Raw genomic sequence first — 12,988 nt, 5'->3', positions numbered from 1 at the left:
TTGGGACTATACAGGGGCGCATGTTCGCTATTGAGAATCCAAACACAGGCAAGAGTGAAGACCAGTTTGAACGTATCGATGATTCGCAGCGCGATGACATTCTAGACCGCTCCACCGCGGCCTACGATGCATGGCGGACCACTCGCATCGAGGAGCGTGCTGCGGTTTTGTCCCGCGCGGCTGATCTTTATGAAGAGCGCATTGATGAATTGGCCGATCATATCGGCCGCGAGATGGGCAAGCTGACCCGTTGGGCCAAGGCTGAGGTACAGATTGTTGCCGATATTTACCGCTATTACTCCGAGCACGCGCACGAGCTGCTTGCCGACGAGTACCTGCCGGCACAGAATGCCGACAAGACCGTAGTGCGCAAGGAGCCGATCGGTCCACTGCTGGGCATCATGCCGTGGAACTTCCCGTACTACCAGGTAGCCCGCTTCGCGGCGCCTAACCTGCTCCTGGGTAACACTATTGTGCTCAAGCACGCTTCCATCTGCCCGCTGTCTTCCCAGGCGTGCCAGGACATCCTGGAAGAGGCTGGTCTACCGAAGGACGCGTACATCAACATCTACGCTTCCGGTTCCCAGATGGATGCCTTTGTAGCGGATAAGCGCATCAAGGGTGTTTCGCTGACCGGTTCGGAGGCTGCAGGCTCTGCCGTGGCCAAGACCGCCGGTGAAAATTACAAGAAGTCCGTGCTGGAGCTGGGCGGCAACGATCCGTTCCTGGTTATTGATGATGAGAACCTGGAGTGGGTACTGGATCAGTACAGCCTGATCCGCATGTACAACACCGGCCAGGCCTGCAACGCGCCAAAACGCCTCATTGTTCTGGAGGACTTCTACGACCGCACCGTGGAGTACCTGGAAAAGAAGATTGGGGACATGAAGGTCGGCACTTATGACGACGAGAATGCCGACATTGGCCCGCTGTCCTCCATTGATGCTCGCGATGAGATCGTGGAGCGCCTGGAAAAGGCTGCGGCCAACGGCGACGCCAAGATTCGCGTAGGCGGCAAGAAGATTGACCGCGAGGGCGCCTACATGGAGCCTGCGCTGCTTACCGACGTCGACCCATCCACCGACGTAGGCTGCAACGAGATCTTCGGCCCTGTGGCTATTGTCTACAAGGCCAAGGATGTTGAAGAGGCTATCGAGATTGCCAATAACTCGGAGTATGGTCTGTCCAGCTCCGTGTGGGGCACCGATCTGGATGCCGCATTCGAGGTGGCAAACCAGCTCAACGATGGCATGACGTTTGTTAACGAGGCGTCGGTAACCGCAGCAGGCCTGCCATTCGGTGGCGTGAACCGCTCCGGCTACGGCCGCGAGCTGGCACGCTGGGGTGTCGGCGAGTTTGTCAACGAGCACCTGTACCGCGTCAGCGGACAGGATAACCCGGGCAACTCCCCGGCAATGTAGCGGCGTGTCAGTCTAGCGTAAGTCTCAAGTTCAACTTAAACTTGAGCACACGATAGACAGCTCACGCCGCAGGCATCGGTCCGGGGGGAGGGGAACCCTCGGAAAGGTACCGCGGCAAATCTTCAAGGACGTTTACCTATGCGCAAAAGCACTTCCCCGAGCAAAGCTCGCAAGGGCCTTGCAGTGGCCGCAGTACCTACCGCTATTGCCGTGGGTTTGGCTCTGCTGCCAAACGCCACCGCACAATCTTCCGTAGGCGATCTCTCTTCCGCCATCGGCGGCGATTCCAGCCTGTCCGATCATTTCGCGCCCAAGGAGCCGCCCGCTCGCACCCCGCTGAACACCGAATACCCGGATGTTAAGGGCCTGCCGGAGGGCGTGAAGATCAACCGCGTGGAGTACCTGACCAACCGCCACCTGATGGTCTACATCAAGTCCGCGGCTATGCCGGACAAAGAGCAGAAGGTGCAGATCCAGCTGGCTCGTGACTGGTACTCCCACCCGGAAAAGAAGTTCCCAGAGGTATGGGCGCTTGACGGCCTGCGTGCGCGTGACGATGAGTCCGGCTGGACCATCGAGACCAATATTTTGAACCAGTACGCTGACCGTAACGTCAACCTGATTATGCCGGTTGGCGGCGAGTCTTCCTTCTACTCGGACTGGGAGCAGGCAGACCGCGGTAAGCGCTACATGTGGGAGACTTTCCTCACCAAGGAATTGATCCCCATCTTGGATAATGAGTACCGCTCGAACCACAAGCGTGCGGTCACCGGCCTGTCCATGGGCGGCACGGCCGCGATGAACTTGGCTGAGCGCAACCCGCACCTGTTCAACTTCGTGGGTTCCTTCTCCGGTTACCTGGACACCACTACGCGCGGCATGCCGGAAGCCATTATGGCTGCGCAGCGCGATGCCGGCGGTTATGATTCCCGCAAGATGTGGGGCGAGCCAGGTTCCCAAAACTGGATCGACCACGATCCGAAGCTGGGCATTGAAAACCTGAAGGACATGAAGGTCTATGTCTCTGCAGGTTCGGGCAAGGACGATTTTGGTAACGCCAACTCCGTAGCCAAGGGTCAAGCAAACCTCGCCGGCATGGGCTTGGAGGTCATCTCCCGTATGTCGACCCAGACCTATGTGGACTATGCAAAGCGCGCCAAGATTAACCCAGTGATTAAGTTCCGCCCATCCGGCGTGCACAGCTGGGAATACTGGCAGTTTGAGATGCAGCAGGCATGGCCCTACATCGCAGATGCCCTCGAGATGGACAAGGCTGATCGCGGTGCGGACTGTGAGGCCATTGGTGCCATCGCCAAGGAAACCAAGAGCGGCGTCATTGGCTCTTGCTTGAATAACGAGTACGACGTCGCCAAGAAGGGCAAAGCCCAGGACTTCGAGTCTGGTACCGCTTACTGGTCCCCGGATACCGGTGCGCACGCCCTCTTCGGCCGCATTGGTGCACGCTACGCCGAAATCGGCGGACCTACCTCCTGGCTGGGCTTCCCTAAGACCGGCGAGTCTAAGACCCCGGACGGCAAAGGCCGCTTCGTGCACTTCGAGCACGGCTCCATCTACTGGTCCCCGGAGACCGGCGCGTGGGAGATTACCGGTGATATGTTCCAGGCCTGGGGCAAGAACGGTTACGAAAAGGGCGACCTGAAGTACCCGACTGGCTCGGTTAAGAAGGTCGGCGAGGGCTACATGCAGGAATTCCAGGATGGCATCCTGACCCGTAACCCGGATGGCTCCAACCAGGTAGTTCACGGCGCTATCGGCGCCAAGTACAAGGACATGGGCGGCGCTGAATCTGCGCTTGGCTTCCCGACGTCAGGTGAGAACGCCGTCAACGGCGGCTTCTTCCAGACCTTTGAGAAGGGCAGCATCTACTGGTCCCCGAAGACTGGTGCGCACTACATCTTGAAGAGCAAGATCATGGACCGCTGGGGCCAGGCTGGCTGGGAGCAGGGCGAGTTCGGTTGGCCTACCTCTGACTATTCCGAGATTGCCGCTGGCGGCCTGAGCCAGGAATTCCAGCACGGCAAGATCAGCGAGGTCCTCGGCCAGGTTCGGACCGAGAAGAAGTAGCTATGCGCAAGCTAGTAGTTGTGGGCGCGGCGCTGTGCTTGGGTCTTGCGGGCTGCGATTCCGCCACGGTGGATAGCGAACCGCCGCAAGAGACCGAGGTCGCGCCCCTCGAGCGGGAGTCCGAGGCCCCTTCTTCTTCTTCGGAGAGTGCCACCTCTAAGTCGCAAGAAGACCGCGGTGCGCGCGAGATCTCTGAAATCCCGTCCGCTGAGGTGCCGGAACCGGACGCCAAGTACTTGGACAAGCTCAAGGACGCCGGCGTTAACGTCGATGGCGTAGAGGATCAGCTCCTTGGAGCCGGCAAAGCGGCTTGTGACGAGAATGAGGTCACCATTTCTGCGGTTGCTGGCCAGCTCATCGAGCAGCAGCGCGCCACGCAGAGTTTTGAGGAGCTTTCCCAGCTCATCAAGGATTCCGCACGTTCAGGGATTTGCTAGGTTTACCTGGTACAACTAATCCATGCGAAAAACTATTACCGTTGTCGCGGCCCTCGTCGTTTTAGCTGTCATCGGCGTGGGCGCGTCGCGTTACCTCAACCAAGGCACTGATTCCCCTGCTCCGCACACCACGGAGCAGGCTGCGCCGCCGCAACCGCAGCAGCCCGAGTGGTGCCCCCGTGTGGAGTTCATTTCTGCCCCGGGTACCTGGGAGTCCGCGGCTGACGACGACCCCATTAATCCTTCTGCGAACCCGCGCTCGTTCATGTTGTCTATTACGAAGCCGCTGCAGGAGGCCTACGGGGACGACGTGAAGGTCTGGACCCTTCCCTATACCGCGCAATTTAAAAACATTAATGCGCAACATGAGATGAGTTACGACGATTCCCGCAATGAGGGAACCGCCAAGATGAATGACGAGCTGCGTAGCGTTCACCAAAGCTGCCCAGCTACCAAGTTCATTTTGAGCGGCTTTTCTCAGGGCGCGGTGATTGCTGGCGACGTTGCCGATGAGATTGGTGGCGGCCAGGGCGTGGTCCCGGCGGAAAACATCGCAGGCGTGGCCCTTATCGCTGACGGCCGCCGCCAAAATGGCGTCGGGCAAAACCCAGGCCGCAAGGTGGGCGGCGTGGGTGCTGAAATTGCCCTTCAGCCGGTATCCGGATTGGTTCAGCCCATCGTGCCGGGGGCTTCCATGCGTGGTGCGCGCCAGAATGGGTTCGGTAGCCTCGCGGATCGCACCTTCCAGATTTGCGCGCCCAATGATTCGGTGTGTGATGCCCCGCCAAACGTGACCAATGCACTAGAGCGCGCGCAGAGTCTGATTGCCGCGAATGGCGTGCATGCGCAATACGCCTCCAATAGTGGCGTTATCGATGGAACGACTGCCAACCAATGGGTAGTGGGTTGGGCTCGCCAGCTTATCGACGCCGCGTAACAACCATTCCCCCAACTCCGATAGTTTTATTACCGAAACCATTTACTTAAGGAGAATCGATGGATCTGAAAGCGCAGATGGGGCAGTTCCTAGCGCCCGAGTTCACCTTGGCCCAGTTGGCAGAGAAGCTCTTCCAAGCGGAGACCGACCCAGACCGCGTGGTGATGCGCCAGTGGATCTACGGTGAGGAAGAAACCTGCCGGGAGCTCACCCGCGCACAGGTCAATAACCGCATCAAGGCGGTGGCGGCGCGCCTGCAGCAGGTGGCAGAGCCTGGTACCCGCGTGGCTATCTTGGCTGGTAATTCACCAGAATACGTCTTCGGCTTCTTGGGCGCTCTATATGCGGGCATGGTGCCGATTCCGCTATATGACCCCAACGAACCGGGGCACTCGGACCACCTCAAGGCCGTATTTGGTGACTGCGAACCGTCCATCGTGGTGACTAACCGCGTATCGGCGGCGGCAGTGCGCACGTACTTTTCCGCTCAACGCGAGCGCCCGCGCATCATTTCCCTCGACGCCCTTCCTGATTCTTTGGCTTCTTCCTGGACTCCTGTGGAGGGAACCGCAGAAGACACTGCTTTCCTGCAGTACACTTCCGGTTCCACCCGCACCCCGGCCGGCGTGGAGCTCACCAATCGCGCGATTATTACCAACGTGGCGCAGATCTTCCAGGCACTGCAGCTGCAGATGCCTGCCCGCATCGTTTCTTGGCTGCCGATGCACCACGATATGGGTATCATCCTTGCCGTATTCGTCACCATTTTGGGCCTCGACTTCGAGATGATGACCCCGCGCGATTTCATCCAGCACCCGGATCGCTGGGTCCGGCGCCTCACCGCGGGCAAGCAGGCCACCTATGCCGCCATCCCGAACTTTGCCTTGGAACTCGCCGCTCGCCATGCCAAGGATGCAGATTTCTCGCACGTGGGCGGCATCATTATCGGTTCCGAGCCGGTGACCGAATCGGCCGTGGACTCCTTCCTCGAAGCCTTCAGCGTGGACCGTTCCGTACTGCGCCCGTCCTATGGTCTGGCAGAAGCGGCGCTTATTGTGTCTACCCCGCAAACTGACAAGCGCCCGGTCATCTCGCACTTTAACCGCGCGGAGCTAGCCGCAGGTCGTGCAGTCATCGAGGAGAAATCCGATGACACCGTCGCTTACGCCTCCAATGGACAGTGCGTTCCGCACCAGCACCTCGCCATTGTGGATCCGGAAACTCGCGCCGAGGTAAAGGACGGCGTTATCGGAGAAATCTGGGTCCACGGTCCCAACATGGCCACCGGCTACCTCAACCGCCCAGAGGAAACCGCTGCGACCTTCCGCAATACCCTGGGTGAGCGTCAACAGGATGGCCTGCCGGAAGACGATTACTGGATGGCCACCGGAGACTTGGCGGCCATCGTGGATGGGGAACTGTATATCACCGGCCGCCTGAAGGATCTCATCGTCATTGCTGGACGCAACCATTATCCGCAGGATATTGAGGGCACGGTGCAAGCCGCTTCCACGCAGGTTCGCCCGGATTCCGTTGCTGCCTTCTCCGTGGAAGGCAATGACTCTGAGTCCCTCGTCCTGCTGGTGGAGCGAGCCGATGATGCGCAGCCGTCCGGCGATGCCGAGGCCACCGAGGCCATTCGCACCGCGGTCACTGCCCACCATGGCATCACTCCGGATGACATCGTGTGGAAGGCGCCTGGCGAAATCAACCGCACGTCCTCCGGCAAGATTGCGCGCCGCGTAGCCAAGAAGAATTATGTGGGATTCTGATATATCGCTAACAAAGTGACAAAATATAGCGATATACCCCTACGCCATTTAGTATTTTTCCGTAACGAAAGACCTTTTTATGACCATCAAGCAACTGCGAGCATGGCTGCGTGACTGGGTCGTCCAGGCCACCGGTGTTTCCGCCGAAGAGATCCTAGATTCCAAGCCTTTGGAAAATTATGGCCTCTCCTCGCGGGATGCTGTAGTGCTATCCGGCGAGCTGGAAAACCTTCTGGGCACCCGCCTCGATGCCACCGTGGCATATGAGTATCCCACCATCGAGCTGCTGGCGGACCGCCTGCTGAACGCACCGGCGGCGCTCCAGCCGGAAGAGTACGCCCCGCGGATCGCGCAGGGATCCGACGTTGCGGTCATTGGTCTTTCCGGCCGCTTCCCGGGCGCCAAGAACGCCCAAGAGTTCTGGTCTATGTTGGCGGAATCCCGCGCAGGCACCGGCCCGTTGCCAGTGGGCCGGTGGTCCGAGTACTCCGCCGATCCGGTCATGAGTGAGAAGATCGCTCAGCAGAATACCGATGGCGGTTACCTTGAAGACATCGCCTCCTTTGACGCGGAATTTTTTGGCCTGTCCCCACTTGAGGCCGCCAATATGGATCCCCAGCAGCGCATCCTATTGGAGCTGGTGTGGGAAGCGCTAGAAAACGCCGGTATTCCCGCCAATGAGCTGCGTGGCACGCAGACCGGCGTGTATATGGGATCGACCAATAATGACTACGGCATGCTCATCGGCGCGGATTCCGCCGAGATGCACCCGTATGCGCTAACTGGCATTTCTTCTGCGGTGGTGGCCAACCGTATTTCCTATGCCTTGGATTTCCGCGGCCCTTCCATCAACGTGGATACGGCTTGCTCCTCCTCCCTCGTGGCGGTGAACCAGGCGATGAAGGATCTGCGCACGGGAAGCGCGGACGTGGCGCTGGCCGGCGGCGTGAATATTCTGGCCGCCCCGCATGCGTCCACAGCGTTCTCGGAGTTGGGCGTTACCTCTCCAACGAGCGCCATTCACGCCTTTTCGGATGACGCCGATGGCATCGTGCGTGCCGACGCCGCCGGCGTCCTCGTGCTCAAGCGCTTGGAGGACGCGGAAGCGGACGGCGACGATATCCTCGCCGTCATCAAGGGCTCGGCCGTCAACTCCGATGGCCACTCCAATGGCCTGACCGCCCCGAACCCGGAGGCACAGGAGGATGTGCTGCGCCGCGCCTATGCTGATGCGGGCGTAAATCCGCAGGACGTGGACTATATCGAAGCCCACGGCACCGGCACCATCTTGGGCGATCCGATCGAGGCCTCTGCCCTGGGCCGTGTGCTCGGTGCGGGGCGTGGGGTCGATACTCCTATTTTGCTCGGCTCGGCCAAGACCAATATCGGTCACTCCGAATCCGCCGCGGGCGTAGTCGGCCTCATCAAGGTCATCCAGGCCATGCGCAATGACGTGATTCCGGCCAATATCAATTACTCAGCGCCGAATCGCTATATCGATTTCGAGGCCGAGCATCTCGAGGTAGTCGAGGATCCACGCGAGTGGCCCGAGTACTCCGGCCACAAGGTCGCTGGCGTATCCGGCTTTGGTTTCGGCGGCACCAATGCACACGTTGTGCTCACCGATTACCGCGGCACCCCGGCCGAACGCGCGCCGCAGCTTTCCACCGAAACGGTCGCATTGCCGGTCTCTGGCCTCTTGCCTTCGCGCCGGGCGCGCGCTGCGGCCCTGTTGGCAGACTTCATTGAAGCGGAAAAGCCCGCGCTTGTCGACGTCGCCCGAACCGTCGCCCGCCGCAACCACTCCCGTTCCCGCGCCGTCGTGACGGCTAGCTCCACCGAGGAAGCGGTCAAGCGTCTGCGCCAGGTAGCTGAGGGCAAGGTTTCCGTTGGCATCGCCGCTGCGGATTCCCCGCAGGTCCCGGGCCCAGTATTTGTTTACTCCGGTTTCGGATCCCAGCACCGCAAGATGGCCAAGGACATGATTGCGCTCTCGCCGCAGTTCAAGGCCCGCTTGGAAGAGCTCGATGCCATCGTGGACTTTGAGTCCGGCTGGTCCATCCTGGATATCGTCAACGACGACGCCCAAACCTATGACACCGAGACCGCCCAGGTAGCCATCACCGCTATCCAGATTGCATTGACGGACTTGCTTGCTTCCTTTGGCGTGCGCCCAGCCGGCGTGATGGGCATGTCCATGGGCGAGATTGCTGCGGCCTATGCCGCAGGCGGCATCTCCGCAGAGGACGCCATGGTTATTGCCTGCCACCGCGCGCGGCTGATGGGTGAGGGTGAGGCGTCGCTAAGCGATGCCGAGCAAGGAGCCATGGCCGTCGTAGAGCTCTCGGCCGAGGACATTGCCGCGCTCGACGGCAATATCGAACCCGCCGTGTATACCGGACCCGGTATGACCACCGTGGGCGGCCCCCGCCAAGAGGTGCTGGACCTGGTGGAAAAGCTCGACGGCGAGGGCAAGTTCGCCCGTGCGCTCAATGTGAAGGCCGCCGGGCATACCTCGGCCGTGGACCCCATCCTGGGCGAGCTGCATGCAGCCATCGCCGGCATGGAAGCCAAGCCGCTGCACACCCCGCTGTTTTCCTCCGTAGATAAGGGCGAGGTTTATCGTCCTGGTACCACCGTGCACGATGAGGATTACTGGCTGCGCATGACCCGCCACTCGGTCTACCTGCAGGATGCCACCGAGGCGGCCTTCAACGCCGGCCACACCCAGCTGGTAGAAATCTCACCGAACCCGGTAGCGCTGATGGGCCTCATGTCCACCGCCTTCGCCGTGGGCAAGGCCGATGCACAGCTGCTATATGCGTTGAAGCGCAAGGTGGATCCCACCGAGTCCTTGCTGGATCTGCTCAGCAAGCTTTATGTTGCCGGCATGCCGGTAGATTTTGGCGCGGTCTTTGGCTCTGGTGCGCGCGTAGAGGCGCCCTATACCCAGTTCAACCGCCAGCGCTTCTGGACCAACGCGCGTCCGTCGGCCGGCGTATCCGGCCTGCCGGGCGCACGCGTCAACCTGCCAGAGGGAAAGGTGGCCTTCTCTACCAATGCGGACCAGGCACCATCCGCGCTGGCCATCGTGGAGGCCGCGGCCGAGGCTGTCAAGCCTGGGGCGCGCATCATCGCCACCGAGGAACACGCCGACCTGCCACCGCGCGGTGAAGTCACCACGGTGGTAAGCCAGTCCATCGGTGGCATGTCCGTGGCCATCTACGCTGTCCGGGGTGCGCAGACCGAGCTTTTGGCGGAAGGCTTTGCCTCCGCCTTGGACTTGGGCGCGGCGCCCATCCCGGGCGTGGCCGATGTGCCTGAAAGCGAGCCTGCAGCAACCGCAGACGTTGATGCCGTGCGCTGGGATCCCGCGGAGGAAACCGTGGAAGACCGCCTCGCGCTCATCGTGTCGGAATCCATGGGCTACGACGTCTCTGACCTACCGCGCGAGCTGCCGCTCATTGACTTGGGCCTGGATTCCCTGATGGGCATGCGCATTAAGAACCGCGTGGAAAATGACTTCCAGATTCCGCCGCTGCAGGTGCAGGCGCTTCGCGACGCCTCTTTGGCCGACGTCATTGCTATGGTGGAAGAGGCCGTAGCCGGCGGCAGCGTGGATACCAGCGACATTGCTTCTGCGGATACTCCTGCACCAGAAGAAGACGAACCCGGCCAGGGCGTCGGCGTTGCCCCGCGCGATGCCTCGGAGCGCATGGTCTTTGGCACGTGGGCTACCTTTACCGGTAAGGCAGCTGCGGGCGTTACCTCGGCGCTGCCTGAGGTAAGCGATGAGGTAGCGACCCAGATCGCCGAGCGCCTCACCGAGCGTGCCGGCATCGAGGTCACCGCCCAGCAGGTCCACGAGGCTGAGGCGCTAGAGACTTTGGCCGACCTCGTCCGGGAAGGACTGGAGACCGAGGTAGAAGGCAATATCCGCGTCCTGCGCGAGGCTGATGGTCCTGCCGTATTCATGTTCCACCCAGCTGGCGGCACCACTGTGGTCTACCAGCCGCTGACCCGCCGCCTGCCCGAGGACGTGGCAGTCTACGGCGTAGAGCGCATTGAGGGCTCGCTGGAGGAGCGCGCTGAGGCTTATATCGAGGACATCCTGCACTACGCTCGCGGCCGCAAGGTCGTGCTCGGCGGATGGTCCTTCGGTGGCGCGCTGGCCTACGAGGTGGCCTATCAGCTGCATCAGCGCACCCAGCGCGGCCAAGACTCGGTGGATGTGGCGTTCATCGCGCTGCTGGATACCACCCAGCCGTCGAACCCAGCGCCGGATACCCCGGAAGAAACCCGTGCCCGGTGGGAGCGCTACGCGGCATTTGCTAAGAAGACCTACGGCCTGGATTTCGAGCCGCCGTACGAGATGCTTGAGACCATGGGCGAAGATGCGCTCATGACCATGTTGGCGGAGTTCCTCGCTACTACCGACGCCTCTGAGCACGGCCTTGCCGCCGGCGTACTGGAGCACCAGCGTGCTTCCTTCGTGGATAACCAGATTCTGGCCAAGATCGACTTCCATCGCTGGGCCGATGTCACCGTGCCGGTTCTGCTTTTCCGTTCCGAGCGTATGCACGACGGTGCGATTGAGCTGGAGCCGCGCTACGCTGAGATTGACCCCGACGGCGGTTGGGGAGTTATCGTTAAGGATCTAGAAATTGTGCAGCTGCAAGGTGATCACCTTGCAGTGCCCGACGAGCCGGCCATCGGCATCGTGGGCAAGCATATGGACGAATGGATCGAGGAGAAGATACGTGGCGGCCAAGCAGACAACCGCTGAGAAACTCGCTGACCTGCGCGAGCGTCTGGACAAGGCGCAGGACCCAGGCAGTGAGCGCTCCCGCAAGCGCCGCGACGAGGCTGGGCGCACCACGCCTCGTCAACGCATCGATGAATTGCTAGATGAGGGTTCCTTCGTCGAAACCGGCTCCTTGGGTAAGACCCCGGGTGACCCTGACGCCATTTATTCCGATGGCGTGGTCACCGGTTATGGCCGCATTTCCGGCCGCCCAGTGTGTATCTACGCCCACGATAAGACCGTCTACGGCGGCTCTGTCGGCGTGACCTTTGGTAAGAAGGTCACCGAGGTCATGGACATGGCCATCAAGATTGGTTGCCCGGTCATCGGTATTCAGGATTCGGGCGGCGCCCGCATTCAGGATGCAGTCACCTCGCTGGCCATGTATTCCGAGATTGCCCGCCGCCAGCTCCCGCTGTCCGGCCGCAGCCCGCAGATTTCCATCATGATGGGCAAGTCCGCCGGTGGCGCCGTCTATGCTCCTGTGACCACGGACTTTGTCATTGCCGTGGATGAGGAAGCAGAAATGTATGTCACCGGCCCGAACGTCATCCGTGAGGTTACCGGTGAGGACATCACCTCCGCCGAGCTGGGCGGTGCTCGCCAGCAGGAGCTCAACGGTAATGTCTCGGCGGTCGTCCCTTCCGAGGACGACGCCTTTGATATGGTCCGCGATCTCCTCGATCACCTGCCGCTGACCTGTTTTGATGAGGCGCCGGAGTTTGCTGCGCCTGCCGACGCCGAAGTGGCCGAAGACGAAGAGCTCAACGCCTTCATGCCGGATGACACCAATGCTGGCTACGACATGATGGACTTGTTGACCCAGCTGGGCGATGACGAGGATCTCATCGAGATTCAAGAGAACTTCGCGCCCAATATGATCACCGCCTTTGGCCGTATCGATGGCAAGACCGTTGGCTTTGTGGCCAATAACCCCATGCACCTTGCGGGCTGCATTGATGCCGACGCCGCCGATAAGGGCGCGCGCTTCATCCGCATCTGCGATGCTTACAATATTCCGCTGGTCTTTGTGGTGGATACCCCGGGCTACCTGCCGGGCGTGGAACAGGAAAAGGTGGGACTTATCCACCGCGGCGCCAAGTTTGCCTTCGCCGTGGTGGAAGCCACCGTGCCAAAGGTCTCGCTCATCGTGCGCAAAGCCTACGGCGGTGCCTATGCGGTGATGGGCTCGAAGAACCTGACCGGTGATATCAACCTGGCGTGGCCGACCGCGCAGATCGCCGTGATGGGTGCGGCCGCTGCCGTGGTGATGATTGCAGGTAAGCAGCTAGAAGCAGCCGAGACCCCGGAACAGCGAGAGATGACCAAGAAGATGTTCATGGACTTCTACGATGAGACCATGACGGCTCCGTATGTTGCGGCCGAGCGCGGCTATCTAGACGCGATGATTCAGCCGAATCAGTCGCGCTTGGCGCTCCGTCAGGCACTGCGCCAACTGGCCACCAAGCAGGAAAGCGATCTGCCGAAGAAGCACACTATTGCGCCGATGTAATGCCTTGTGCTTGGATAGC

General features: G+C 60.8%; 7 protein-coding genes. All 7 read left to right on the top strand.

Annotation, left to right across the window (positions count from 1 at the left end):
- Window positions 1-20: 20 nt before the first annotated feature.
- The 7 genes from MHY22_RS06470 to MHY22_RS06440 all read left to right on the top strand — a co-directional run bounded on the left by MHY22_RS06470 (window position 21) and on the right by MHY22_RS06440 (window position 12,969).
- On the top strand, window positions 21-1,421 hold the full coding sequence (locus tag MHY22_RS06470) for an NAD-dependent succinate-semialdehyde dehydrogenase (protein ID WP_239278591.1): 1,401 nt from the start codon (window positions 21-23) through the stop codon (window positions 1,419-1,421).
- A gap of 138 nt (window positions 1,422-1,559) precedes the next feature.
- On the top strand, window positions 1,560-3,506 hold the full coding sequence (locus tag MHY22_RS06465) for an alpha/beta hydrolase-fold protein (RefSeq protein ID WP_239278590.1): 1,947 nt from the start codon (window positions 1,560-1,562) through the stop codon (window positions 3,504-3,506).
- 2 nt (window positions 3,507-3,508) lie between these two features.
- Window positions 3,509-3,943 carry a hypothetical protein gene (locus tag MHY22_RS06460; RefSeq protein WP_239278589.1) on the top strand — a complete coding sequence of 145 codons (435 nt, stop codon included), beginning with the start codon at window positions 3,509-3,511 and terminating at the stop codon, window positions 3,941-3,943.
- 22 nt (window positions 3,944-3,965) lie between these two features.
- Window positions 3,966-4,880, top strand: a complete 915-nt coding sequence (locus MHY22_RS06455; RefSeq protein WP_239278588.1) for a cutinase family protein — start codon at window positions 3,966-3,968, stop codon at window positions 4,878-4,880.
- A 59-nt stretch (window positions 4,881-4,939) separates the two neighbouring features.
- Window positions 4,940-6,652 carry a FadD32-like long-chain-fatty-acid--AMP ligase gene (locus MHY22_RS06450; RefSeq protein ID WP_239278587.1) on the top strand — a complete coding sequence of 571 codons (1,713 nt, stop codon included), beginning with the start codon at window positions 4,940-4,942 and terminating at the stop codon, window positions 6,650-6,652.
- 79 nt (window positions 6,653-6,731) lie between these two features.
- Window positions 6,732-11,438 carry a type I polyketide synthase gene (locus MHY22_RS06445; protein ID WP_239278586.1) on the top strand — a complete coding sequence of 1,569 codons (4,707 nt, stop codon included), beginning with the start codon at window positions 6,732-6,734 and terminating at the stop codon, window positions 11,436-11,438.
- Window positions 11,413-12,969 (top strand): acyl-CoA carboxylase subunit beta, encoded by a 1,557-nt coding sequence (locus MHY22_RS06440; RefSeq protein WP_225746311.1) that lies wholly within the window; start codon window positions 11,413-11,415, stop codon window positions 12,967-12,969. Before MHY22_RS06445 ends, MHY22_RS06440 begins: the two co-directional genes overlap by 26 nt.
- The last annotated feature ends 19 nt before the right edge of the window (window positions 12,970-12,988 follow it).

Origin of the sequence: Corynebacterium sp. ACRPO, from assembly GCF_022347205.1 — a bacterium.
GTDB lineage: Bacteria > Actinomycetota > Actinomycetes > Mycobacteriales > Mycobacteriaceae > Corynebacterium.
The sequence above is the reverse complement of the archived record's forward strand: the minus strand, read 5'-3'. Positions and strand labels throughout refer to the sequence as shown.

Excerpts from the sequence above, each read along its gene's own strand:
- MHY22_RS06445 (WP_239278586.1), top strand. The coding sequence starts at position 6,732 with ATGACCATCAAGCAACTGCGAGCATGGCTGCGTGACTGGGTCGTCCAG.
- MHY22_RS06455 (WP_239278588.1), top strand. The coding sequence starts at position 3,966 with ATGCGAAAAACTATTACCGTTGTCGCGGCCCTCGTCGTTTTAGCTGTC.
- MHY22_RS06470 (WP_239278591.1), top strand. The coding sequence starts at position 21 with ATGTTCGCTATTGAGAATCCAAACACAGGCAAGAGTGAAGACCAGTTT.
- MHY22_RS06450 (WP_239278587.1), top strand. The coding sequence starts at position 4,940 with ATGGATCTGAAAGCGCAGATGGGGCAGTTCCTAGCGCCCGAGTTCACC.
- MHY22_RS06465 (WP_239278590.1), top strand. The coding sequence starts at position 1,560 with ATGCGCAAAAGCACTTCCCCGAGCAAAGCTCGCAAGGGCCTTGCAGTG.
- MHY22_RS06460 (WP_239278589.1), top strand. The coding sequence starts at position 3,509 with ATGCGCAAGCTAGTAGTTGTGGGCGCGGCGCTGTGCTTGGGTCTTGCG.